This window comes from Streptomyces sp. NBC_00316 (assembly GCF_036158715.1).
GTDB lineage: Bacteria > Actinomycetota > Actinomycetes > Streptomycetales > Streptomycetaceae > Streptomyces.
Map to the genome: position 1 here is coordinate 2599535 of NZ_CP108023.1, position 23882 is coordinate 2623416.

Sequence of the window (23882 nt, forward strand, 5' to 3'; positions counted from 1 at the left end):
ACGTACGCCCTTACGCGGACGGGGCGACGAGCCGGTAGCCGACCCCGCGCACGGTCTCGATCAGTGCGGGCAGCCGCAGTTTGGATCGCAGGGACGCGACGTGCACTTCCAGCGTGCGGCCCGTTCCCTCCCAGCTGGTGCGCCACACCTCGCTGATGATCTGCTCCCGGCGGAACACCACACCGGGACGCTGGGCAAGCAGCGCGAGCAGATCGAACTCCTTGCGGGTGAGCTGCACTTCGGTGCCGTCGACGCTGACCCGGCGGGTCGGGAGCTCGATGTGGACGTGCCCGAGGCGCAGGGCGGCGACGGGCGTCGGCACCGTGTCCTCGCCGGCCGGCTTGCGCCTGCTGACCGCATGGATGCGCGCCAGGAGTTCACCGGTGTCGTACGGCTTGACGACGTAGTCGTCCGCTCCGAGGTTGAGGCCGTGGATCCGCGACCGGACATCGGCCCGCGCGGTCACCATGATCACCGGAGTGGAGGTGCGCTTGCGGATCTTCCCACACACCTCGTACCCGTCCTGGTCGGGCAGCCCGAGGTCGAGGAGTACGACCCCGAAGGGTTCGGTATCCGCGGGCAGAAGCGCCTTGAGGGCCTCCTCGCCACTGCGTGCGTGGACGACCTGGAAGCCGTGGCGGGCGAGCACTGCGGACAGGGCGGCCGCCACGTGGTTGTCGTCCTCGACGAGCAGAAGTCTCATGGCCCCCCTTTCTGTCCACGACACGGCCTCTTGCCCGCGGCGCTGTCTTTCATGCGCTTGTGTGTGCTTGTCCATACTTCCCGGTACTTGCCCCTACCGAGACGTTTCACGTCATGACGTCCCAGGGCATCCACGCCGATGACCGGTACTTCAGTCAAGGGCCCAGCCATTACATCGAGGTTTCCGTTATGCACCCGGTACTCCCTCGCCACCTCGCCCACCGTCCCGTTCACGCGGTGTGTCCGGTTGCCGCCGGATCGTTATGCTCAATTTCCGCTCAGATGTAATGACGGTGGTCGCACTGCGTCATTAGGGTCCTTCCCAACCGAGGAGGACGGAGCAAGAAGCCGATGAGCGGAGTTTCAGTGACCAAGGCCGCCGAGGATGCCGTACCCGCGGCGAACGACCTTGTCGTACTGAGCAACGTCAACAAGCACTTCGGCGCGCTGCATGTGCTCCAGGACATCGACCTGACCATCGCCCGGGGCGAGGTCGTCGTCGTCATCGGACCTTCGGGGTCCGGGAAGTCCACGCTGTGCCGCACGATCAACCGCTTGGAGACGATCGACTCGGGCGCGATCGCGATCGACGGCAAGCCGTTGCCCCAGGAGGGCAAGGAGCTGGCGAAGCTGCGTGCCGACGTCGGCATGGTCTTCCAGTCGTTCAATCTCTTCGCGCACAAGACGGTGCTCGAGAATGTGATGCTGGGTCAGCTGAAGGTCCGCAAGGCGGACAAGAAGGCTGCCGAGAGCAAGGCCCGTTCGCTGCTCGACCGGGTGGGGGTGGCGACGCAGGCCGACAAGTACCCCTCCCAGCTCTCCGGAGGCCAGCAGCAACGAGTGGCCATTGCACGGGCGTTGGCCATGGACCCCAAGGTCATGCTGTTCGACGAGCCGACCTCCGCGCTCGACCCTGAGATGATCAACGAGGTGCTGGAGGTCATGCAGCAGCTTGCCCGGGACGGCATGACCATGGTCGTCGTCACCCACGAGATGGGCTTTGCCCGCTCCGCCGCCAACCGTGTCGTCTTCATGGCGGACGGGAAGATCGTCGAAGAGGCGACGCCCGACCAGTTCTTCAGCAATCCGCGCAGTGACCGGGCCAAGGACTTCCTTTCGAAGATCCTGCACCACTGATTTCCGGATCAGCTGCTCACTCACATCGCATCAACTCTAGGGAAGTTCACCATGCAGCTTCGTAAGGTCACCGCCGCGTCTGCCGCCGTGCTCGCGCTCGCTCTCACCGCCACCGCCTGTGGCTCCTCCGACGACAAGGGCGACTCGGCGGGCGGCGGCAAGAAGATCACGATCGGCATCAAGATCGACCAGCCCGGTATCGGTCTGAAGACGCCCGACGGCAAGTTCACCGGTTTCGATGTCGATGTCGCCACGTACATCGCCAAGGAACTCGGTTACGACGCCAAGGACATCAACTTCAAGGAGACCAAGAGCGCCGACCGCGAGACGGCGATCGAGCGCGGGGACGTCAAGTTCATCGCCGCCTCCTACTCGATCAACGACGAGCGTCTGCAGAAGGTCGACTTCGCGGGTCCGTACCTGCTGGCGCACCAGGACATCCTGGTCCGTGCCGACGACGACTCGATCAAGTCCCCGGCCGACCTGAACAGCAAGAAGCTGTGCTCGGTCACCGGCTCGACGTCCGCCAAGAACGTCAAGGAGAAGCTGGCGCCCAAGGCCCAGCTGCAGGAGTACGGCGGCTACTCCGAGTGCCTCACCGGCCTGGAGAACAAGGCCGTCGACGCACTGACCACGGACGACAGCATCCTGGCCGGTTTCGCGGCGCAGAAGGACTTCCAGGGGAAGTTCAAGCTGGCCGGCTTCAAGATGAGCAACGAGAACTACGGCATCGGCCTGAAGAAGGGCGACGCCGACCTCAAGAAGAAGATCAACGACGCGCTCACCAAGATGGTCTCGGACGGCTCCTGGGACAAGGCGGTGGCGGCCAACTTCGGTCCGGCGAACTACAAGAACGAGCAGGCCCCGAAGATCGGCAACATCGTCAAGTGAAGCAGGGCTGACCCGGCGCGCCGTCCGTGAACGGCGGCGCGCCATGCCCTCCTACACGCGGAAGCGCGGGAGATCGTGTTCGACTTTCTTGAAGGTTACGACCTGTTGGGGGCCTTCTGGGTGACGGTGCAACTCGCCGTCTACTCGGCCCTCGGCTCCCTCATATGGGGAACGCTGCTGGCCGGCATGAAGGTCAGCCCGGTCCCCCTCATGCGCGGTTTCGCCACCGCCTATGTCAACGTCGTCCGGAACATTCCTCTGACCGTCATCATCGTCTTCTCGTCGCTGGGTCTCTTCCAGACGCTCAACATCAACCTCGGGGCCAGCGACTTCAAGGACATCAACTTCCGGCTCGCGGTTCTCGCGCTGATCGCCTACACCTCGGCGTTCGTCTGTGAGGCACTGCGCGCAGGCATCAACACCGTGCCGGTCGGCCAGGCGGAGGCGGCGCGTGCGCTCGGTCTGAGCTTCACGCAGGTACTGCGTCTGATCGTCCTCCCGCAGGCCTTCCGCTCGGTCGTCAACCCGCTGGCCAACGTGCTGATCGCGCTCACGAAGAACACGACGGTCGCCGCCGCCATCGGCGTGGCCGAAGCGGCCTACCTGATGAAGGGCATGATCGAGGCGGAGGCGCAGCTGATCCTGATCTCCGCGGTCTTCGCGTTCGGATTCGTCTGTCTGACCCTCCCGACCGGCCTGATCCTCGGCTGGGTGAGCAAGAAGGTGGCGGTGAAGCGATGACTTCCGTCCTCTACGACGCCCAGGGGCCGCGCGCCAAGCAGCGCAACATCGTGTACACGGTCCTGTTCCTGATCGTCGCTGCTGCCGCCGTGTGGTGGGTGTACGACAGTCTGGCCTCCAAGCACCAGCTCGACTGGATCAAGTGGAAGCCGTTCTTCACCAGCTCCCAGCCCTGGCAGACGTACCTCTGGCCGGGTCTGCAGAACACTCTCAAGGCGGCGGCGTTCGCCCTGGTCATCGCGTTGCCGCTGGGTGCCCTGTTCGGTATCGGCCGGCTCTCCGAACACCGGTGGATGCGGATGCCGGCCGGCCTTGTCGTGGAGTTCTTCCGCGCCATCCCGGTGCTGATCCTGATGATCACCGCAAACGCGGCATACTCCGCGTACACGAACATCAGCAGCGAAACCCGCCCGCTGTACGCAGTGGTCACCGGCCTGGTGCTGTACAACGCCTCGGTGCTCGCCGAGATCGTGCGCGCCGGGATCCTGTCCCTCCCCCAGGGGCAGACGGACGCGGCCAAGGCGATCGGTATGCGCAAGGGCCAGACCATGCTGCACGTGCTGCTGCCGCAGTCGGTGACGGCCATGCTCCCCGCGATCGTCAGCCAGATCGTCGTCATCGTGAAGGACACCGCCCTCGGCGGCGCGGTGCTGACCTTCCCCGAGCTGCTGGCGTCGGTCCGTCCGATGAGCGCGAACTACGGCGCCAACACCATCGCGTGCTTCACGATCGTCGCCGTGATCTACATCGTGGTGAACTTCGCGCTCACCTCGTTCGCAGGCTGGCTGGAGGGCCGGCTGAGGCGCGGCAAGAAGAGCACGGGCGCCGTGGTCGGTGTCGCAGGCGACGGCGGTCTGCAGCCCATCGGACCGCCGGCGCTCAACATCGATGACGGACGCGCCGTCTGACGGTTCGTCGACACACGCGCCACAGGGGCGCCGGCGCATCCGCCGGCGCCCCTCGCCGTGCTCCGGTGTCACTTGACGCAAGCACCGGCAGTGGGTTGCATACGTTCTGTGATCGCCGACCGAGCCCCCGCTTCCGCTTCCGCCACAACTCCTCCGACCGCACGGGCCCAGGGAGTCACGCCGTGGACCCGGTGATCGTCGTCGGCGCCGGGCCGGTCGGCCTGGCGCTGTCGCTCGCCCTCGCCGCACAGGGCGTCCCCTCGGTCGTCCTCGACGAGGATCCGGGGAGGGACGAGACGCGCCCCGCCCGGACGGTGGTGCTGCGCGAGGACACAGCGGCGCTGGTGGAGCGGCTCGGGTGCACGGCGCCCGAGGACGAGGGCATCCGGTGGTCCGGCTGGCGGTCCATGCGCCGCAAGCAACTGGTCCGGGAGCTGTCGCTCGATGAGGACGCCCCGTACGGTGACCGGCTGCCCGTGCCGGTCCATCTGCCGCAGCACGCGCTGACGCGCGGTCTGCGGGCTGCGGTCGCCCGGCAGGGTCTGGTGCAGCTGGCCCCGCTCAGCCGGATCGACACGCTGGAGCAGGACCCCGCCGGGGTCACGGTGCACACCAGAGAGCCCGACTCGACCTGGTGGCGCGGGAGTTATCTGGTGGGCTGCGACGGCGCCAGGTCCACCGTGCGCAAGCTCCTGGACATCAGATTCCCCGGGCGTACGGCGGTGGAGCGGCATGCCGTCGCCGCGCTGCGCACCGAGCTGCCCTGGCCCGGCCGGGCCGTGCTGCACCGGCTGCCGCCATGGCGCTCGGGCGGCACCGAGGTGACCGCCCGGCCGCTGCCGGACGACACCTGGCGGCTGGACTGGCTGCTCCCGTCGCGCGGCGAACTCGTCACCCCCGACGCCCTGATCACCCGGGTACGGGACACGCTCGCAGGCTGGTGCGGCGACACTCCGCCGTACGAACTGCTGGACACAGGTGTGTACACGCTGCATCACCGGCTGGCCCGGCGCTGGCGCGTGCAGCGGGCCTTCCTGGCCGGGGATGCCGCACATCTTCTGGGCGCCCTCGGTACGCAGGGGCTCGACGAGGGGCTGCGGGACGCCGAGAACCTGGCCTGGAAACTGGCACAGGCCTGGCACCACGGCGCCGGCGACGTGCTGCTCGACAGCTACCAGGCGGAGCGCCGGGCCGCGGTCGCCTCGCGGCTGCGCGCCGCGGACCAGTCGCTGCCGATACTGCGTGGCGGCGGAGGACTGCGGACCCTGGTTGCGGGGAGCGCACGGGGGCACGATTCGCTGCTCGCCGACGGTCATCTGGGCTGCGGCCCGCTCGGTGCGCCCCCCTCGTACGTCCACTCCCCCCTTGCGCCTCCACGCGCCGGGGCGCACACATCGGTCGGTACGCCCCCCGGCGCGCCGGTCGCCGATGTGCGCGTGACAGCGCCCGACGGCACGACCGTGCGGCTGCGCGAGCGTCTGGGCCGGGGGCATGTACTGGTGGTGCTGGTCGCTCCGGGGACCGGGGTGTGGGACCGGCGGCACTGGTTGACGGCCGGCGTGATGCCCCGGCTCGCCGAGGCGGTCGACGCTCTGCCGGTGAGGGGCGAACTCCTGGTGACCGAGGCCTACCCGGGGGCATCGGCGCACACCGTGCTGCTGGTCCGGCCGGACGGACACCTGGTGGCGTCGTTCGCCGGGGTCCGGCCCGCTGAGCTCTTCGCGGCGGCGGACGCGGTGCGCGGCGGTGAACCACGCGCGTCCGTACGGTCCGACCAGACGGCAGACATCAATTGACCCCCGCAGGCGGCACATGGTGTACTCCGAAACGTGACCGACACCGATGTGCGCCTGTGGCGGAGGGTCCATATGGACCTCGTCCGCTATGCGGGCTGCGTGTGTCGTCCGTCCTGCTGAATCGCCTTCCCCTGCTGCGGTGTGCGCTCTGTCGTGTGCCGGGCATCAGACGCGAACTCTCAGGACGGTCCCTGTGTCTGCTTTCCCTCCACCCTCCGTACGTACGTCTCCATCCGGTCCGCGTCCTGCTGCGGACTCGGATCCCGGCTCCGGTCCGACGGCCGCGGAACTTCTCGACTTCGTCCGCCGCACGGCGGCGGACACCGGTCTCGTCGCTTCGCTTCCTCGCGATCCCGAGGGCCGTACCTGGGTCCGGCTCGACGGGCCGGCCGGCAGTGAGGCCTGGCTCATCGGCTGGCCGCCGGGCACCGGCACCGGTTGGCACGACCATGCCGAATCGATCGGCGCCTTCAGCACGGCAGCCGGCACCCTCAAGGAGCAGTCGCTGGCGGTGCGGCTGCCCGCCGACGGCTGGAAGACCCTCGAACTGGCCGAGGGCGTCGACCGGTCCCGGCGGCTGCCGGCCGGGGAGGGCAGGGCGTTCGGCCGGCACCACGTGCATGAAGTGCTGAACGAGTCCGGCACCGAGCACGCCATCTCCGTCCACGCGTACTATCCGCCGCTGCCGCAGATCCGGCGCTACAGCCGGTCGGGGGCGGTACTCCGCCTTGAACACATCGAGCGCCCGGAGGACTGGCAGTGAGCGGCGACCGGAACAGCGATACGGAACGGGTCGGAATCGACGACCTGCTGGAGAGGGTCCGGGCCGGGTTCGACCGGATCGGCCCGTCCGAGGCGGCGGCCGCAGCCTCGGACGGGGCCCTGCTGGTGGACATCCGGTATGCGGAGCTGCGCGAACGGGACGGACTGATCCCGGGGGCGCTGGTCGTCGAGCGCAATGAGCTGGAGTGGCGCCTCGACCCGCAGGGCAGCCACCGCGCGCCGGAGGCGGTCAGCCATGACCTGCAGGTGGTGGTGGTCTGCAACGAGGGCTATGCATCGAGTCTCGCGGCCGCGTCCCTGCGGCAGTTGGGGCTGTACCGGGCGACCGATCTGATCGGCGGCTTCCAGGCGTGGCGGGCGGCGGGACTGCCGGTCGAAGCCTGACTGGAGACGGTCAGCGCCGGCAGCGCGACACCGGCCCACCACGCCGTGCGTACCGCCGGCATGACGTTGGCCGTCGCGCCACCCGGCCCCGACGATGCCGGATGACGATGCCGGATGAGGTCGGTGCCACGCCTGCAATGCAGGTGGCGTCAGCCATCGAGGCGGAAGCTCCCCCTGCCGTTCGCGCAGGGCCGGACCACCGGGACCGGCCGCACAAGCGGTCGGCGGGGAGCGCGAAACCCCCGGTGAGATGCGGACGGAGACCGCCGGTTCCGTGATCTCGGGACCGGCGGGCTTTTCCGGCATGCGTCACACACTGCCGTCTGCGCAGAGATCCGTGGGGGCGAGCGCTCCTGTTCCCTCTTGCCGGAACCACCTCGGGTGGGCGGCGGCCCCCTGCCCCTCAGCCGCCCAGAATCCACCCGAATCCGCCGTGACACACCCGAACGCCTCGCCCCGGTGGAGCAAATTCATCACAAGGCGGACATTTCCCTCTACGCGAAGGACCGATATGCCGGAGACGCCGCACCGATGCCGACCACCACCCTCACGCCCGACCGGCTCGACCGTCGGGCCGCCCGCCTCCACGAAACGGAGGCCTGGCAGCAGATCGTCGCGGGCTGGGACATCGCCGCCCCCGAACCGGTGCCTCCCGCCTCAGCCGGCAGCACACCGCACCCGGCCGACTGGCGTGATCTGCTGTCCGTGCCGGTCGACCAGCTGATCGCCGACTCGGTCCGCTCCCTGCCTCCGGCTCCGCCGCGCGAGCGGCCGCTCCCCGGTCGTCTCGGCGCGATCCTCCCGGACCGGCTCCATGCCTGGCGTCGCATCGGGCAGCCGGAACTGCGGCCCTCCACCCACCTCGCCTACGCGCGGCAGATCCTGACCGAATGGGGCTGGCAGAACACCCCGTACCGGCTGCGCAACGCCCGCGGTGCCCGCTGCGTCTGCGGCGCCCTCGTCACCGCGCACCGCCTGGGCTACGGCTCCCTCGGCACCGTGGACCGGGCCGGCGCCTGGATCGTCACCGAGCTCCGCTCACAGGGCTGGACCGACCTGATCGGCCCCTGGAACCGCCACCCCGGTCGCACCGCTCCGGATGCCCTGGCCCTGCTGGACGCCACCATCCGTCGTGCCGCCCGCGCCGGACAGTGAGGCCCTGCGCCGCCCCCGGACCGCAACCACAACCGTGCGCCCCGCCTCCCGCGCCCGCTCGACGGCCCCTCTGCGCCCATCCGTCAGAACCTCATGTACGTCTCGATGTGTGCGCGCCGTCAGAACGGCTCGTCGAGACCTTCCGTGTCCTCACCTTCTTCTTCGAGTGCCTGACGCACCACGCGCAGGGCCATCCCCTCGCCGTATCCCTTGCGCGCGAGCATGCCCGCCAGGCGGCGCAGGCGCTTGTCGCGGTCCATACCGCGAGTGGAGCGCAGCTTGCGTGCGACGAGCTCCCGGGCGGTCTCTTCCTCCTGTTCGGAGTCGAGCTGCCCGATCGCCTCGTCGATCACCGCCGCGTCCACCCCCTTGGTGCGCAGTTCCCGAACGAGAGCACGGCGGGCCAGCCCGCGGCCGTGGTGCCGTGATTCGACCCAGGCATCCGCGAACGCCGCATCGTCGATCAGCCCCACGTCCTCGAAACGCGACAGCACCTCTTCGGCCACCTCGTCCGGGATCTCCCGCTTGTGCAGCGCGTCCGCGAGCTGCTTGCGGGTACGCGGGGTCCCGGTGAGCAACCGCAGACAAATGTTGCGCGCTTGCTCGACCGGGTCTCGCGGCTCCCCCTTCTCGGCCCTCGACGAGGAAGGGGAGCCGCTGATCCTGGGGCGGGAGCGGGCGCGACGTCCCGCACCCTCGCCGAATCCGGCACCCGAGCCGGTGCCGTCACCGGAACCGGCCTGCGGCTCGTATGCGGACTCCGGCGGGGACCCGGCTGCGTGTCCGGAGGCGAATGCGTGACCGGGGTCGGCGTCACTTCCCGGCCACTCCGTACGACGCGTCACGGTCTAGCTCTTGGCCGCCGCGGTCTTGGCCGGCTTGGCCTTGCCGGCGGGAGCGGACACCGACTTCGCCGCACCGTCGGCCGCAGCCGCCGCGCCGCCCGCCGCATCCGCGCCGGGCTCGGCAGCCGGAGCCGCGTCCGGCCTCACACCGATGCCCAGCTTCTCGAGGATCTTCTTCTCGATCTCGTTGGCAAGATCGGGGTTGTCCTTGAGGAAGTTGCGCGCGTTCTCCTTGCCCTGGCCGAGCTGGTCGCCCTCGTACGTGTACCAGGCGCCGGCCTTGCGCACGAAGCCGTGCTCCACGCCCATGTCGATCAGACCGCCCTCGCGGCTGATGCCCTGGCCGTAGAGGATGTCGAACTCGGCCTGCTTGAAGGGCGGCGCGACCTTGTTCTTGACGACCTTGACGCGGGTGCGGTTGCCGACGGCGTCCGTACCGTCCTTCAGCGTCTCGATCCGGCGGATGTCGAGGCGCACCGATGCGTAGAACTTCAGCGCCCGGCCACCGGTCGTGGTCTCCGGGGAGCCGAACATCACACCGATCTTCTCGCGGAGCTGGTTGATGAAGATCGCGGTGGTCTTGGACTGGTTGAGCGCACTGGTGATCTTGCGGAGCGCCTGGCTCATCAGACGGGCCTGCAGACCCACGTGCGAGTCGCCCATCTCGCCCTCGATCTCCGCACGGGGCACGAGCGCCGCGACGGAGTCGATGACGATCAGGTCGAGCGCACCGGAACGGACCAGCATGTCCACGATTTCGAGCGCCTGCTCACCGTTGTCCGGCTGGGACAGGATGAGGTTGTCGATGTCGACACCGAGCTTCTTCGCGTACTCGGGGTCGAGGGCGTGCTCCGCGTCGATGAAGGCCACCGAGCCGCCGAGCCGCTGCGCATTCGCCACCGCGTGCAGCGTCAGCGTCGTCTTGCCGGAGGACTCCGGCCCGTACACCTCCACCACACGGCCGCGCGGCAGTCCGCCGACGCCGAGGGCGACGTCGAGTGCGGTCGACCCGGTGGGGATCACCTCGATGGGCTCGTTCGGCCGCTCGCCCAGGCGCATCACCGCGCCCTTGCCGAATTGCCGTTCAATCTGTGCGAGTGCGGCGTCCAGCGCCTTCTCGCGGTCGGTTCCTGCCATGGGTTCCACCCGATTTGCTTGAGTCGATCGCTTCACGTCAAAGACGCTAACCCCTGCCACTGACAATGGGCCTCGACGTCCTCCCGGCCTGTGGACAACTCCACGGTCGGGCCCGGGAAAACCCGGCCGGAATCCCATGAGAATGGATGTTCGATTTTGGTGTCAAGCACACCGCGCCGGGCTCTGCTTCCCCTCAGACCAGCGCCCTAGCACCGTACACTCGGTGCGTCAAGATCACGTGGTGAACGTCATGTTGGATTGCGGCCGTATGGGGACATCGCTGGCAGGAAGAGTGGCCCTGGTCGCCGGGGCCACGCGAGGCGCGGGCCGCGGCATCGCCGTTCAGCTGGGAGCGGCCGGAGCGACTGTCTATGTCACCGGGCGGACGAGCGGGACCCAGCGGTCGGAGATGAACCGACCGGAGACCATCGAGGAGACCGCCGCGCTCGTGGACGAGGCGGGCGGCCACGGGATTCCGGTGCGGGTGGACCATCTCGTGCCCTCGGAGGTCCGCGCACTCGTGACGCGCATCCGGCGTGACCAGGGCCACCTGCACGTGCTCGTGAACGACATCTGGGGAGCCGAGATCGAGTGGGGCAGGCCGGTCTGGGAGTCCTCTCTCGAGACGGGGCTGCACACTCTGCGTCTGGCTGTAGACACACACGCCATCACCTGCCACTACGCGCTTCCGCTCCTCATCGAGCAGCCCGGAGGCCTGGTCGTCGAGGTGACCGACGGAACCGATGAGTACAACGCCACCCACTACCGGGTCTCCTTCTTCTACGACCTGGCCAAGGCGTCGGTGAGCCGGATGGCGTTCGCCCTCGCACACGAGCTGGAGCCGCACGGCGCGACCGCGGTGTCGCTCACGCCCGGCTGGCTGCGGTCCGAGGCGATGCTCGAGGCCCATGGAGTCGCCGAAGCGAACTGGCGCGACGCGATCGCCCACGCGCCCCACTTCACGATCTCCGAGAGCCCGGCATTCGTCGGACGCGCCGTGGCCGCGCTCGCGCAGGACCCCGCGGTGGCACGCTGGAACGGACAGTCGCTGTCCAGCGGGCAGCTGGCGCGGGTCTACGGCTTCACCGATCTGGACGGCAGCCGGCCCGATGCCTGGAGATACGTCCCCGAAGTCCAGGACGCGGGGCGGCCGGCCGACGCAACGGGCTATCGCTGAGCACGCCGGACCGCTGCCCGGACCTCCCGCGCCCCGACCGGTCTCCCCCGCCCTGCCCGGAATTCCCACGTCCCGCCGTTGTTCACGCCCGCGCGCCCGATGCTCCCAGCTGCTCCGCGTCCTCCTCGGCGTCGTTCCCGGAAGCACCGGGCGCGCGGCGCAGTCCCGAGAACACCGGCTCACCGCGCCGCCGCCGGCGACGGCCGTGCACCCGCGGGTCGTCCGTCACGTCGTAGCGCTTCACATACGCCCCCAGGAACGCCTGCAGTGTGGCGACGGCCGGGATCGCGATCAGCGCGCCCACGGCGCCCATCAGTGCCGTACCGGCGATGACCGAGCCGAAAGCGACCGCCGGATGGATGTCGACGGTCCTGGCGGTGAGTTTGGGCTGCAGCACGTAGTTCTCGAACTGCTGGTAGACCACGACGAATCCGAGCACCCACAAGGCGTACCAGGGGGCGATGGTGAACGCGATCAGCATCGGCAGGGCGCCCGCCAGATACGTGCCGATCGTGGGGATGAACTGCGAGACGAGACCGACCCAGATCGCGAGCGCCGGCGCGTACGGCACTCCGAGGAACACCAGCAGGACGTAGTGCGCGATCCCGGAGACGAGTGCCATCAGCCCGCGCGAGTAGAGATAGCCGCCGGTCTTGTCGACGGCGATCTCCCAGGCCCGCAGGACTTCGGCCTGCCGGGCGGGCGGCAGTACGGAGCAGAGCCCGCGGCGCAGCCGGGGGCCGTCGGCCGCGAAGTAGAACGAGAACAGGAAGATCGTCAACAGCCGGAACAGCCCGCCGAGCACGGTGGTGGAGACATCTAGCACACCGGTCGCACTGTTCTGGACGTACTTCTGCAACCAGTCGGAGTGCAGCAGACTGTCCTGCACCTCGACCCTGGAGAGGTCGGTGTGGAAATTCTGGTTGACCCAGTTGATCACCGAGTCCAGATACTTGGGGAACTCCTCGACCATCTCGACGATCTGGCCCGCGAGCATCGATCCGAGCAGCACGACGAACCCGGCCCCGGCGACCAGGATCCCGAGGAAGACCAGAAACGTCGCCAGCCCGCGGCGCATGCCGCGCGCCGCCATCAGGCTCACCGCGGGCTCTATGGCGAGCGCCAGGAAGAACGAGATCAGCACATTGATCAAGAGCCCGATGAGCTGGTCGAACGCCCAGCTGCCGAGCCGGAAGCACGCATAGAGCGCCAGGGCGAGGACCATGGCGCGCGGCAGCCAGGAAGGCATGCGGGCCGAGCCGGTACCGGAGGACCGGGTCGGTGGCGCGGCCGGCGGGACGGGCGTGGTGGGGGACGGCTGGGTCGGGGCTGTCTCGTCTGTCGGTGCCACGGATCCAGTCTCGCCTACGGTTGCGACACCCGGGCCCCCACCCCGGAGAACAGGTGCGGGTCCAGCGTCGGACGAACGGTTCGTCAGCGCTTGTCGGCGGGGATGTCGACCGCTGTGCAGACCCCGCGCCAGACGTCCTTCGCATCCCAGCCGGCGGCCAGCGCCTGGTGCACCGTCCGTCCGCCGAGCTCGGCCATGACATGGTCGTGTGCAAAGGAATCTGCGTACCCCGCGCCGAAGTGGTCTTCCATTCGTTCCCAGAAAATCGTCAACCGCATGACCTCAGTATCCCGCTCCTGAGAGTGCTGCCGTGCCGCTACGCCTTGCCGAGAGCGCTTACCGGCCTACGGTCGGTCCATGGCTGGAACAGGAGCAAGCCCCCTCGACCGCGCCGAGCAGTTCGTCTGGCTCACGGCCCGTGTCCTCGAACAGCGACGGTTCGCCCACCACTTTCTGGACGGAAGCGCGAACGCGGTGGAGACCGCGCTCGCCGCCTATCTCAACGAGGACGGCGGATACGGAAACGCACTCGAACCCGATCTGCGGGGCCCTGTCAGCCAGCCGCTGCACACGGCTCATGCGCTGAGCGTTCTCGACTCCATCGGCCGCTGCAGCGGCCTGCGCGTGGAGCGGATCTGCCGCTTCCTCACCGAAGTGTCCACCAAGGAGGGTGCCCTGCCGGCCCTCCTGCCCTCGCAGCGCGGCTATCCGGCCGCGCCGTTCATCCCGATCGTCGACGACCCACCGGCAGAGCTGCTGGCCACCGGTCCTGTCGTCGGGCTGCTGCACCGCAATGCGGTCTGGCACGCCTGGCTCTTCCGGGCCACCGATTTCTGCTGGGCGGCCGTCGACGCGCTGGAGTACTCGCATCCGTACGAGATCGAGGCGGCTGTCGCCTTCCTCGACGGCGCACCGGACCGGTCGCGGGCGGAGGCCGCGGCGGACCGCCTCGGCCGGCTCGTGCGCGAACAGCGGCTGGCCGTGCTGAACCCGACGCGGCGGGCGGAGTACCCGGTGGCGGCCGGGTACGCGCCGGGTGAGCAGCACTTCCCGTACGACTACGCCCGTACACCCGATTCGCTCGCCCGTCGCTGGTTCACCGACGAGGAGCTGGTCCGCTCGCTCGACCATCTGGCGTCGGAGCAGCAGCCGGACGGCGGCTGGCCGTTGAACTGGCGGCAGTGGGCGCCGGGCACAGCGCTGGAGGGCAGGCCCCTGGTGACCATCAAGGCGCTGCTGACGCTGAAGGCGTACGGACGCAGCCTCGGCTGAACACCGCCGGCCACCCCGACCGGTCCGCGCGCCCGCTTCGGCTCTCCTGAGCGCCTACCCGAGCGCTCGCACCCCCGCCGTGACGACCACGGCGGCGCCCACAACCACCAGAAAGGGTGCGCGCAGCACCAGAGCGAGCGCTGCGGCGGCCAGCCCCGCGCCTCTCGCGTCCAGCACCAGCTGTTGTCCGTCCCCGAAGGTCTGCTGCGCCGTGAGTGCTGCCAGGAGCGCCACCGGCAGAAGCGCGGCAAGACGCTGCACGAGCGGGCGTTCCAGGACACCCGCGGGCACCAGCAGTCCGAGCAGCTTCGCGAGATAGCAGCCGACGACGGTCAGTGCGATCGCGATCCAGACATTCATCGGCCGTCCTCCGTCGGGGTGGCTTCCTTGGCGGGGCGGTCACTGGGCCGTCGGTTCCTGCGTCCGCTCAGGAAGAGGACGGCAGGCGCGGCCAGCGCGGAGAGCAGCACCGGTACGCCTGCGGGCAGCACGGGCAGCAGCCCGAGGGCGAGCAGGACGGCGACCGCGGCGGTGATGCGCTCCGTGGAGGTCTTCAGCATGGGGGCGAGCAGGGCGAGGAAGACGGCGGGGCTCGCGGCGTCCAGCCCCCAGGTGTCGGTGTCGCCGAGCGCCTTTGCGCCCAGGGCCCCCAGCAGCGTGGTCAGGTTCCACAGCACGTAGAGGGTGAGTCCGGTGACGGTGAATCCGATCCGCGCGGCCCGCCGGGTGGTCTGGGGCAGTGTCACGGCGGTCGTCTCGTCGATCACCCACTGTGCGGCGAGCGGTCGAACCGCACGCGGCAGCGCGAGGAGCTGCGACAGCCGCAGACCGTAGAAGGCGTTGCGTACGCCGAGGAAGAACGCTCCCGCAGCCGCCGTGTACGGGTTGCCGCCCGCCGCGAGGGCGCCTACGAGTGCGAACTGCGAGGCACCGGTGAAGACGAGAAGACTGAGCGCGCAGGTCTGGAGCAGGCTCAGGCCGGAGCCCGCCGAGGTGACTCCGAAGGCGAAGCCGGAGAGCCCCACCGCGATACCGACACCGAGGGCGTCGCGGACGACGGCCGCGTCGGGCGTCGTCGCCCGAGCGACGGCCGTCCCGGCCTTCTCCGCCTTGCCGATCTTCTCTGGGGATGTTGTCTGTTCTGCCACGGCCGGAAGGCTACGCGGACAGATCGGGACCGGTCTTGTACGTTCTTGCGCGTTCTCGCTGGTAGGCGCCGGGCGGCACCCCCACGATCCGGGTGAAATGACGGTTCAGGTGCGGCTGATCGGTGAAGCCGACCTCGGCCGCGGCGTCCGCGGGTGCGATTCCCGCGTCCAGCATCCGCCGCGCCCGCCGTACCCGGGCATCGGTGAGCCAGGTGTGCGGCGGCATCCCGTACTGCTTCTTGAACGCCCTCAGCAGAGCGAACGGGCTGGTGCCGAGTTCGGCGGCCAGGGCCTCCAGGGTCGGCGGCCCGGTCATCCTGCTCTCCAGCACCGCACGCGCCCGCACCGCGGCCCTGGCGCCCGCCGACCGGGGGGAGCGGGCAGGCAGCACGCTGCCGTGCCGGCTGAGCAGCCGCGCGACCACGATCCGCAGGACGCTGTCGGCGGCGAGCGCATTGCCCTCCTCGGCCGCCCGGTGCACCTCACCTATGAGCCGGGCCGCTTCCGGGTCGACGACGCTGGTCTCGGCGAAACCGGCGGTGCCGCGCAGCTGCGTCGTGTCGGCCGCGATGTCGTTGATCACCTGCGCGGACGGGTACAGCGTGGCGTACGCCCAGCCCTCGGACGCCCCGGCACGGGCGGTGTGGGGCACTTCGGGGTTGATCATGACCACGCTGCCGGGACCCGCGTGCACGGTGCCGTCGGGCAGCCCGACGTCCTCGATCCCCCCGGTGACGGAGGCGAGGACATGCCCCTCGTGACTGTGGCGCGGAAAGGTGTGGCGGATGTACCGGGCACGCAGCAGATCGAGGTCCGGCAGTTCCGCGTACTGCCAGTGCCTCGCCCACTCGTCCGAGACCGAAGCCGGACCCGGGACGGAGGCCGAAGCCGAGGCCGATGCCGGGGCCGGGACGGAGGCCGATGGTGCTGCCATGCCCGAATTCTCGCAGCTACGGTCCATTGTCACGGTCCGTTGTCAGTGGTCGGGTGCACGATGGGGGGCATGGCCGGCTCTGCGCTCGATTCGTTCTCCCCCGCCACCCGCAGCTGGTTCGCGGGGGCCTTCAGCGCGCCGACGTCCGCACAGGAGGGCGCCTGGCGCGCGATCGGCGAGGGCTCGGACGTGCTGGTCGTCGCGCCCACCGGATCGGGCAAGACACTCGCCGCGTTCCTCGCCGCCCTGGACCGGCTGGCAGCCGTCCCGCCGCCGGCCGAGGCGAAGAAGCGCTGTCGCGTGCTGTACGTATCGCCCCTGAAGGCCCTCGCGGTGGACGTGGAGCGCAATCTCCGCTCACCGCTGACCGGCATCCGCCAAGAATCGGTGCGGCTCGGTCTGCCCGAGCCCGACGTGCGGGTGGGCATCCGCTCCGGAGACACCCCGCCCGCCGAGCGCCGGTCGATGGCGACCCGCCCGCCGGACATCCTGATCACCACCCCCGAGTCACTGTTCCTGATGCTGACCTCGTCGGCGCGCGAGGCCCTGTCGGGGGTCGAGACGGTGATTCTCGACGAGGTGCACGCGGTCGCCGGTACGAAGCGGGGCGCCCATCTCGCCGTATCGCTGGAGCGGCTGGACGAGCTGCTGCCGCGGCCGGCGCGGCGGATCGGCTTGTCGGCGACGGTCCGTCCGGTCGACGAAGTGGCGCGGTTCCTCTCGCCGCGGCGGAAGGTGGAGATCGTCCAGCCGCCGTCCACCAAGCGCTTCGAACTGTCGGTCGTCGTGCCGGTGGAGGATCTGGGCGAGCTCGGCGGTTCCCCCGCCACCGACCCGGATCAGGCGGGCCAGGCGGAGAAGCCGTCGATCTGGCCGCATGTCGAGGAGCGGATCGCCGATCTCGTCCAGGCGCACCGCTCCACCATCGTCTTCGCCAACTCCCGTCGTCTCGCGGAGAGACTGTGCAACCGGCTCAACGAGATCGCGTACGAGCGGGCCACCGGCGAGACGATGCCGGAGGCCCACTCCCCCGCCGAGGTCATGGCGCTGTCCGGTGCGGCGAAAGGGGCCCCCGCACTGCTCGCCCGCGCGCACCACGGTTCGGTCTCCAAGGAGCAGCGCGCCCAGGTCGAGGAGGACCTGAAGGCGGGCCGGCTGCCTGCGGTGGTCGCCACTTCCAGCCTGGAGCTGGGCATCGACATGGGCGCGGTCGACCTGGTGGTCCAGGTCGAATCGCCGCCGTCGGTCGCCTCCGGGCTGCAGCGGGTCGGCCGTGCCGGGCACCAGGTCGGCGCGGTCTCGACCGGAGTGGTCTTCCCGAAGTACCGCGGCGATCTGGTGCAGGCGGCGGTGGTCACCGAACGCATGCGCACCGGCTCGATCGAGGCACTCCGGATCCCGTCGAATCCGCTGGATGTGCTGGCCCAACAGCTCGTCGCCATGGTCTCGCTGGATACCTGGCAGGTGGACGACCTGCTGGCCGCGGTCCGCCGCGCGGCACCTTTCGCCTCGCTTCCGGAGTCGGTATTCACAGCCGTGCTCGACATGCTCGCCGGCCTCTACCCGTCCGACGCCTTCGCCGAGCTGCGCCCTCGCGTGGTCTGGGACCGCATCGCCGGTACGGTCACGGGCCGCCCCGGCGCCCAGCGGCTCGCCGTCACCTCCGGCGGCACGATCCCGGACCGCGGGCTCTTCGGGGTCTTCCTCGCCGGCGCCGACCCCAAGAAGGGCGGCGGCCGGGTCGGCGAGCTGGACGAGGAGATGGTGTACGAGTCGCGGGTCGGCGATGTGTTCACGCTGGGCACCACGTCCTGGCGGATCGAGGACATCACCCGCGACCGGGTCCTGGTGTCACCCGCCCCCGGGGTTCCGGGACGGCTGCCGTTCTGGAAGGGGGACCAGCTGGGCCGCCCGCTGGAGCTGGGCCGTGCGCTGGGCGCGTTCCTCCGCGAGATCGGTGGGCTGTCACCCGAGGACGCCAGGTCGCGGCTGCTCGCCGCAGGTCTCGACACCTGGGCCGCCGACAACGTCCTGTCGTACATCGACGAACAGCGCGCCGCCTGCGGCCACGTCCCGGACGACCGGACCATCCTCGTCGAGCGTTTCCGTGACGAGCTGGGCGACTGGCGGGTGGTCGTGCACTCCCCGTTCGGTGCGCAGGTCCATGCCCCGTGGGCGCTCGCGCTGAGCGCGCGCCTCGCCGAGCGGTACGGCATGGATGCCCAGGTGATGCATGCCGACGACGGCATCGTGCTGCGGCTGCCCGACGCCGACATGATGGGCCTGGACCTCCTGGACTTCGATCCGGCCCCGGACCCCTCCCTGGACCCGTCACGGAACCCGTCCCGGGAGCCGGCCCCCTTGGCCGCAGCGGCGTACGACAGTGACGAGCCGCCCGTCGGCGCCGCCGATGTCGTCTTCGACCAGGGCGAGATCAACCAGATCGTCACCGACCAGGTCGGCGGATCCGCCCTGTTCGCGTCCCGCTTCCGCGAGTGCGCGGCCCGCGCCCTGTTGCTGCCCCGCCGCAGCCCGGGCAAGCGCACCCCGCTGTGGCAGCAGCGCCAGCGCGCCGCCCAGCTCCTCCAGGTGGCCTCGGAGTTCGGCTCGTTCCCGATCGTTCTCGAAGCGGTTCGCGAATGCCTGCAGGACGTCTTCGACGTCCCCGGGCTCGCGGAACTGATGGGTGATCTCGAAGCACGCCGCGTCCGCCTGGTCGAGGTGACCACCCAGGAGCCCTCCCCCTTCGCCCGCTCGCTCCTCTTCGGCTATGTCGCGCAATTCCTGTACGAGGGCGACTCGCCGCTCGCCGAGCGGCGGGCGGCCGCGCTCTCCCTCGACTCCCACCTCCTCGCCGAGCTTCTGGGCCAGGCGGAACTGCGCGAGCTGCTCGACGCCGAGGTGCTGGGCGAGCTGGAACGGGAGCTCCAGTGGCTGGCCGAGGACCGCCGGATCAAGGACGTCGAAGGCGTCGCCGACCTGCTCCGCGTCCTCGGCCCGCTCACGGATGCCGAATTGGCCGAGCGCGGTGCCGAGCCGCCCTGGGCCCCGGAGCTGGCCTCGGCCCGCCGGGCCATCCGGGTCCGGATCGGCGGAGCCGACCACTGGGCGGCGATCGAGGACGCCGGCCGGCTGCGCGACGCGCTGGGCACGGCCCTCCCGGTCGGAGTCCCGGAGGCGTTCACCGAACCGGTGAAGGACCCGCTCGGCGATCTCCTCGCCCGCCACGCCCGTACGCACGGCCCGTTCACCTCCCGTGGGGCCGCCGCCCGTTTCGGCCTCGGCACCGCTGTCACGGACGGCGCACTGCAGCGGCTCGCCGCATCAGGCCGGATCGTCCAGGGCGAGTTCCACCCCGCCGGAATAGGCCAGGAATGGTGCGACGCCACGGTGCTGCGCCGGCTCCGCCGCCGGTCGCTCGCCGCGCTCAGGCACGAGCTGGAGCCGGTCCCGCCCGCCGCCCTCGCCGGCTTCCTTCCGCAGTGGCAGCATCTCGGCAGCAACAGCCTGCGCGGAATCGACGGACTGGCCCGCGCCATCGAGCAGTTGCAGGGCGCCCCCGTCCCCGCGTCGGCGCTGGAGAAGCTGATCCTGCCGGGCCGGGTCACCGGGTACGCCCCCGCCCTGCTCGACGAACTCACCACCACCGGAGAGGTGATCTGGGCCGGTGCGGGTGCTCTGCCCGGCAAGGACGGCTGGCTGTCCCTCTATCTCGCGGACAGCGCGCCCCTGCTCCTCCCGCCCCCGCACCCACTCGAACTCAGCGCCCTGCACGAATCCGTCCTGACCGCCCTGACCGGCGGGTACGGGCTGTTCTTCCGGCAGATCGCCGATCAGGTCCGCGCCACCACCCACCCGGACTGCACCGATCCTCAACTGGCCGACGCCATCTGGGATCTGACGTGGTCGGGACGTTTGACCAATGACACGCTGGCACCGCTGCGTTCGCTCCTGGGCTCCGGGCGTACGGCGGGGGCGACCGCTCATCGCGCCAAGCGCAGCGTCCCGCGCGGCCGTTACGGCTCGCTCACCGCGGCGGCCCGCCCGGTGTCACGCACCGGACCGCCCACGGTCTCGGGCCGCTGGTCCCTGCTGCCCGGCACCGAGCCCGACCCCACGCACCGCGCGCACGCCCTGGCTCGCACACTCCTGGACCGTCACGGCGTGGTGACCCGTGGAGCGGTCCAGGCCGAAGGGGTCGAGGGCGGTTTCTCCGCGACGTACCGCATCCTCTCCGCCTTCGAGGACAACGGGCAGGCCCGGCGCGGCTATGTCGTCGAAGGGCTGGGAGCGGCACAGTTCGCGATGGACGGCGCGGTCGACCGGCTCCGTGCGGCCTCCACAGCCCGCGACCGCACCGAACCGGGCGCCGCGCCCCGCGCTCTGGTGCTCGCCGCCGCCGATCCGGCCAACGCGTACGGCGCGGCCCTGTCCTGGCCCGAGCCGCCGGACGGGGCCGGACACCGGCCGGGGCGCAAGGCCGGTGCCCTCGTCGTCCTGGTCGACGGCGAACTGACGCTGTACATGGAGCGCGGCGGCAAGACGCTGCTCGCCTGGCCGACCGATCCGGAGGACCCCGCGCTCAGGGCGGCGGCCGAGGCGCTGGCCACCGCGGCCCGGGCGGGGGCACTCGGCACGGTCACGGTGGAGCGCACCAACGGCGCCTCGTCCCTGACCTCGCCTCTGGGCCGCACGCTGGAAGCAGCCGGTTTCCACGCCACCCCGAGAGGCCTTCGCCTGCGCGCCTGACCCACGCCCCTCAGGCCACACGGCCCGGGCCCACGCGCCGTCCCGGCCCGACGGCCGCACCGCCACGCGCGGCCCCGCCCACCCCGCACCTCAGCCGCAGCACTACCCCGCGCCACACCACCACGCATCATGGAGACATGCCCGAAGGAGACACCGTCCTGCAGACCGCCAGACGTCTGCACACCGCGCTGGCCGACCAGGTCCTCACCCGCTCGGACCTGCGCGTGCCACGGTTCGCGACCGCCGACCTCACCGGCCGGACCGTCCTCGCCACCCTTTCGCGCGGCAAGCATCTCCTCACCCGGATCGAGGGCGGCCTCACTCTCCACAGCCATCTGCGGATGGACGGTTCCTGGCGCGTCTACGCCGCGGGCGAGCGCTGGCGAGGCGGCCCGTCCCATCAGATCCGTGCGATTCTCGCCACCGCCGACCGCACAGCGGTCGGTTATCGGCTCCCCGTCCTGGAGCTCCTCCGCACCGCAGACGAGGAGAAGGCCGTCGGTCACCTCGGCCCCGATCTGCTGGGTCCCGGCTGGGACCCCGGCACCGCGCTGCGCAACCTGCTCAGCGACCCCACCCGCCCCCTGGGCGAAGCGCTCCTGGACCAGCGCAATCTGGCCGGCATCGGCAACATCTACAAGGCCGAGCTCTGCTTTCTCGCCCGCGTCACCCCCTGGCTGCCCGTCGGTGAGCTGCCCGCACCCACCGCCGCCCGACTGGTCACCACGGCCAAACAGCTCCTCGAAGCCAACCGTGACCGGCCTGTCCGGATGACCACCGGTTCCCGGGCGCGCGGGTACGGCGCGCACGAGCGGCTCTGGGTGTACGGCCGGACCCACCGCCCCTGCCTTCGTTGCGGTGCCCCCATCCGAACGGCGGAGCAGGACACCCGCCCCACGTACTGGTGCCCACGCTGCCAATCCGGCCCCACCCCATAGTTGACGTACCGTCAGATTCGGTCGTACGGTCCGGACATGCCTCTCGCCGCGTACGACCTCACCGGCCGCTCCGCGTTCATCACCGGCGCGGCCGGCGGCATCGGCCGGGCCAGCGCGGTCCTGCTCGCGCAGGCGGGAGCGACCGTCCACTGCGCGGACCGCGACGAGAAGGGCCTCCTGGAGACGCAGGAGATGATCACTGGGGCAGGTGGTACAGCCCACACCCATCACCTCGATGTCACCGACCGCAGTCGACTCCGGGACGCGGTCGCCGCAGCCGGTGACCTCGACATCCTGGCTGCCGTCGCCGGAATCATGCATACGAGCAGCGTCCTGGACACGACCGACGAAGACCTCGACCGCGTGCTCGCCGTCAACTTCAAGGGCGTCCTGTACGCGTGCCAGGAGGTGGCCCGCAGCATGATCGCGCGCGGCGCACCCGGCTCGCTGATCACCATGGCCTCCGGCGCGGTCGACGCCGCAAACCCGGGGCTGCTCTGTTACAGCGCGGCCAAAGCGGCAGTCGTCCAGCTGACCAGAACCCTGGCGACCGAACTCGGACCTCGCGCCATCCGCGTCAATGCCGTCGCACCGGGCTGGATCCGTACCCCCATGACCGCCAAGCACGACGCGGAACAGCAGGATCGAACCGAGGCCGCCATGGTCCGGATCTCGCCGCTCGGCCGGGTGGGTGAGGCCGAGGACGTCGCCCATACGGTCCTGCATCTCGCATCCGACGCGTCCGGCTTCATGACCGGCCAGATCCTCCGTCCGAACGGCGGCGTAGCCATGCCCTGGTAGCACGCCAGGCCTGGTCGGCCACCGTGCCGGCCGCACGGCCGGCACGTCGCCTGACGGCCGCGCACCACCCGGACGTCTCTCCGTCGGCGTCCTTCGTTCCCTCCGGTCCGGCGTTCGCGGCCACATGGACGGGCAGGAGGCTGAGCCCCCAACCGCCCGCCACCACCGCACCCTCGACCAGCCCGGCATGTTCCGGCTCCAGCACCAGCCGCAGCACGGCCCACCACCACACCCCGCCGAGAGCGAGCGCGGGCACCCATCGCCGTACCATGGCTGCCTCCTCCGCCCGAACCTAGTCCGGTCCGATCACCCGGCGGGAGGGCGCACCGGTGTGCAGTACCGGCGCGCACGGCGCGGGCGAGCTTCTCCGTTCGCATGGCCTGATGCGCCTCGTAGCCGTCGACGCATCCCCCACCATGGCACATATGACTTGAAACAGTAATTCGGGATATTCGTCTGATATGTCGCCTTCCGTTGTCCCGTCCGCAGCGGACGCATCCGAGCGCCCCGAAACGGGCCCTCACGCACATACGGAAGCCCCGGCCGATCCCGAGAGGGACCGACCGGGGCTTCCGTTTCACACCGAGTGTGCGGGTCAGGCGGCGACGACATCCACCGCTTCCGCGGGTGCCTTGATTGTCACCCGTCCCGTCGGCACACCTGCCACCGACGTCACGGAGACGGAATTGAGCATGGGGCGCACCGGTACAGGTACCGGATCGCTGGCTGCTGCCGACTCGGCCAGCTCAGCCAGCGACAGCTCATCGCTCACTTCACGCATGAGCTCGGACATCCGTACGTCAAGCGCGTCGCAAATGGCGGAGAGCAGCTCGGAGGATGCCTCCTTCTGCCCCCGCTCCACCTCGGAGAGATAGCCGAGCGAGACTCGGGCGGACGAGGAGACTTCGCGCAGAGTACGGCCTTGGCGCTGGCGCTGCCGACGCAGCACGTCACCAAGTAGGCGACGGAGCAGAATCATCGGTGGCTCCCTCCTCGGACCGCGTAGCCGCATCCTTCACGCCCCACCGTACCG

24 protein-coding genes are annotated in these 23882 nt (G+C 70.2%); 14 read left to right on the forward strand and 10 right to left on the reverse strand.

Annotated features, from left to right (window positions below; all coding sequences use genetic code 11):
- Window positions 1-10: 10 nt before the first annotated feature.
- Complete coding sequence (locus OG878_RS11470) at window positions 11-703, reverse strand: response regulator transcription factor (protein ID WP_328886692.1); 693 nt, start codon at window positions 701-703, stop codon at window positions 11-13.
- Between the two features lie 350 nt (window positions 704-1053).
- Between OG878_RS11470 and OG878_RS11475 the strand changes: the two genes are divergently transcribed.
- The 9 genes from OG878_RS11475 (at window position 1054) to OG878_RS11515 (ending at window position 8497) form a co-directional block, all read left to right on the forward strand.
- On the forward strand, window positions 1054-1839 hold the full coding sequence (locus tag OG878_RS11475; protein WP_328886693.1) for an amino acid ABC transporter ATP-binding protein: 786 nt from the start codon (window positions 1054-1056) through the stop codon (window positions 1837-1839).
- A 51-nt stretch (window positions 1840-1890) separates the two neighbouring features.
- Window positions 1891-2730 carry a glutamate ABC transporter substrate-binding protein gene (locus OG878_RS11480; RefSeq protein ID WP_328886694.1) on the forward strand — a complete coding sequence of 280 codons (840 nt, stop codon included), beginning with the start codon at window positions 1891-1893 and terminating at the stop codon, window positions 2728-2730.
- A 75-nt stretch (window positions 2731-2805) separates the two neighbouring features.
- Window positions 2806-3471 carry an amino acid ABC transporter permease gene (locus tag OG878_RS11485; protein ID WP_328886695.1) on the forward strand — a complete coding sequence of 222 codons (666 nt, stop codon included), beginning with the start codon at window positions 2806-2808 and terminating at the stop codon, window positions 3469-3471.
- The gene (locus tag OG878_RS11490) at window positions 3468-4379 is read left to right on the forward strand and encodes an amino acid ABC transporter permease (RefSeq protein ID WP_328886696.1); all 912 of its coding nucleotides are present in this window, start codon (window positions 3468-3470) and stop codon (window positions 4377-4379) included. Before OG878_RS11485 ends, OG878_RS11490 begins: the two co-directional genes overlap by 4 nt.
- A gap of 182 nt (window positions 4380-4561) precedes the next feature.
- Window positions 4562-6175, forward strand: coding sequence for an FAD-dependent monooxygenase (locus OG878_RS11495; RefSeq protein ID WP_328886697.1), 1614 nt, complete (start codon window positions 4562-4564; stop codon window positions 6173-6175).
- Between the two features lie 48 nt (window positions 6176-6223).
- Complete coding sequence (locus OG878_RS11500; protein ID WP_309544753.1) at window positions 6224-6295, forward strand: putative leader peptide; 72 nt, start codon at window positions 6224-6226, stop codon at window positions 6293-6295.
- A gap of 73 nt (window positions 6296-6368) precedes the next feature.
- Complete coding sequence (locus OG878_RS11505; protein WP_328886698.1) at window positions 6369-6938, forward strand: cysteine dioxygenase; 570 nt, start codon at window positions 6369-6371, stop codon at window positions 6936-6938.
- Window positions 6935-7342 carry a rhodanese-like domain-containing protein gene (locus OG878_RS11510; RefSeq protein ID WP_328886699.1) on the forward strand — a complete coding sequence of 136 codons (408 nt, stop codon included), beginning with the start codon at window positions 6935-6937 and terminating at the stop codon, window positions 7340-7342. The genes OG878_RS11505 and OG878_RS11510 overlap by 4 nt, the downstream gene beginning before the upstream one ends.
- Before the next feature lie 531 nt (window positions 7343-7873).
- Window positions 7874-8497, forward strand: coding sequence for a DUF6197 family protein (locus tag OG878_RS11515; protein WP_328886700.1), 624 nt, complete (start codon window positions 7874-7876; stop codon window positions 8495-8497).
- Between the two features lie 119 nt (window positions 8498-8616).
- Here the strand turns inward: OG878_RS11515 and recX are convergent, their stop codons facing one another.
- Together recX and recA are read right to left on the reverse strand one after the other, a co-directional pair.
- Window positions 8617-9342, reverse strand: coding sequence for a recombination regulator RecX (recX, locus tag OG878_RS11520; RefSeq protein ID WP_328886701.1), 726 nt, complete (start codon window positions 9340-9342; stop codon window positions 8617-8619).
- Between the two features lie 3 nt (window positions 9343-9345).
- The gene (gene recA, locus OG878_RS11525) at window positions 9346-10479 is read right to left on the reverse strand and encodes a recombinase RecA (protein ID WP_328886702.1); all 1134 of its coding nucleotides are present in this window, start codon (window positions 10477-10479) and stop codon (window positions 9346-9348) included.
- Window positions 10480-10747: 268 nt separating this feature from the next.
- Between recA and OG878_RS11530 the strand changes: the two genes are divergently transcribed.
- On the forward strand, window positions 10748-11656 hold the full coding sequence (locus OG878_RS11530) for an SDR family oxidoreductase (protein ID WP_328891208.1): 909 nt from the start codon (window positions 10748-10750) through the stop codon (window positions 11654-11656).
- An 82-nt stretch (window positions 11657-11738) separates the two neighbouring features.
- Here OG878_RS11530 and OG878_RS11535 read toward each other — a convergent pair whose 3' ends face one another.
- Entirely contained in the window at window positions 11739-12905 is a 1167-nt protein-coding gene (locus tag OG878_RS11535) for an AI-2E family transporter (protein WP_328891209.1), read from the reverse strand.
- Between the two features lie 185 nt (window positions 12906-13090).
- Complete coding sequence (locus OG878_RS11540; protein WP_328886703.1) at window positions 13091-13285, reverse strand: DUF3046 domain-containing protein; 195 nt, start codon at window positions 13283-13285, stop codon at window positions 13091-13093.
- A gap of 79 nt (window positions 13286-13364) precedes the next feature.
- Here OG878_RS11540 and OG878_RS11545 point away from each other — a divergent pair, with 79 nt between their 5' ends.
- Window positions 13365-14279 carry a hypothetical protein gene (locus tag OG878_RS11545; RefSeq protein ID WP_328886704.1) on the forward strand — a complete coding sequence of 305 codons (915 nt, stop codon included), beginning with the start codon at window positions 13365-13367 and terminating at the stop codon, window positions 14277-14279.
- Between the two features lie 54 nt (window positions 14280-14333).
- Here OG878_RS11545 and OG878_RS11550 read toward each other — a convergent pair whose 3' ends face one another.
- The 3 genes from OG878_RS11550 to OG878_RS11560 are packed head-to-tail and all read right to left on the reverse strand — an operon-like array spanning window position 14334 to window position 16361.
- Window positions 14334-14639: an AzlD domain-containing protein gene (locus tag OG878_RS11550; RefSeq protein ID WP_277328728.1), complete on the reverse strand. Its 306-nt coding sequence runs from the start codon at window positions 14637-14639 to the stop codon at window positions 14334-14336.
- Entirely contained in the window at window positions 14636-15427 is a 792-nt protein-coding gene (locus OG878_RS11555) for an AzlC family ABC transporter permease (protein WP_443049093.1), read from the reverse strand. Before OG878_RS11555 ends, OG878_RS11550 begins: the two co-directional genes overlap by 4 nt.
- A gap of 10 nt (window positions 15428-15437) precedes the next feature.
- Window positions 15438-16361, reverse strand: a complete 924-nt coding sequence (locus OG878_RS11560; protein WP_328886705.1) for an AraC family transcriptional regulator — start codon at window positions 16359-16361, stop codon at window positions 15438-15440.
- Between the two features lie 69 nt (window positions 16362-16430).
- Between OG878_RS11560 and OG878_RS11565 the strand changes: the two genes are divergently transcribed.
- The 3 genes from OG878_RS11565 to OG878_RS11575 all read left to right on the forward strand — a co-directional run bounded on the left by OG878_RS11565 (window position 16431) and on the right by OG878_RS11575 (window position 22849).
- The gene (locus OG878_RS11565) at window positions 16431-21110 is read left to right on the forward strand and encodes a DEAD/DEAH box helicase (protein WP_328886706.1); all 4680 of its coding nucleotides are present in this window, start codon (window positions 16431-16433) and stop codon (window positions 21108-21110) included.
- Window positions 21111-21247: 137 nt separating this feature from the next.
- Complete coding sequence (locus tag OG878_RS11570) at window positions 21248-22048, forward strand: DNA-formamidopyrimidine glycosylase family protein (protein ID WP_328886707.1); 801 nt, start codon at window positions 21248-21250, stop codon at window positions 22046-22048.
- A 36-nt stretch (window positions 22049-22084) separates the two neighbouring features.
- Entirely contained in the window at window positions 22085-22849 is a 765-nt protein-coding gene (locus tag OG878_RS11575; protein WP_328886708.1) for an SDR family NAD(P)-dependent oxidoreductase, read from the forward strand.
- Here OG878_RS11575 and OG878_RS11580 read toward each other — a convergent pair.
- On the reverse strand, window positions 22797-23120 hold the full coding sequence (locus OG878_RS11580) for a hypothetical protein (protein ID WP_328886709.1): 324 nt from the start codon (window positions 23118-23120) through the stop codon (window positions 22797-22799). The genes OG878_RS11575 and OG878_RS11580 overlap by 53 nt on opposite strands.
- A gap of 324 nt (window positions 23121-23444) precedes the next feature.
- Window positions 23445-23828, reverse strand: coding sequence for a helix-turn-helix domain-containing protein (locus OG878_RS11585; protein WP_018105285.1), 384 nt, complete (start codon window positions 23826-23828; stop codon window positions 23445-23447).
- Window positions 23829-23882: the final 54 nt, after the last annotated feature.